At 64.7% G+C, this 408-nt stretch carries 1 protein-coding gene; it reads right to left on the bottom strand.

All coding sequences use genetic code 11. The features are described from left to right. On the bottom strand, positions 1-408 hold a 408-nt coding region (locus AC1D1Y_RS26625), incomplete at both ends, for a biotin carboxylase N-terminal domain-containing protein (protein WP_477684986.1).

Raw genomic sequence — 408 nt, 5'->3', positions numbered from 1 at the left:
GGGTAGCCAATACGGTCCGCCTCGCGCTGCAGCAGCGCGGGGTCTTGGTCGGCCGCGTGGTAGCCGGGCACCAGCGGCACGCCGGCCTTTTCCATCAGCTGTTTGGACTCGGCCTTCAGCCCCATGGCCAGAATGGCGGATGCGGGCGGGCCGATGAACACCAGCCCCGCTTTGGCACAGGCCTGGGCGAACTCTTCGTTCTCGCTCAAAAAGCCATAACCCGGGTGGATGGCCTGTGCACCCGTGGCCTGCGCCGCGGCAATGATTTTTTCCCAGCGCAGGTAGCTGTCTTTGGGGGCGCTGCCGCCGATGTGAATGGCTTCGTCGCAGGCCGCTACGTGCTTGGCGTTCGCATCGGCATCGGAATACACCGCGACAGTTTTGATAGCGAGTCGCGCAGCAGTGGCA

The organism is Polaromonas sp. P1_G1 (genome assembly GCF_056405595.1).
This window is presented reverse-complemented; position numbering and strand designations above follow the sequence as displayed.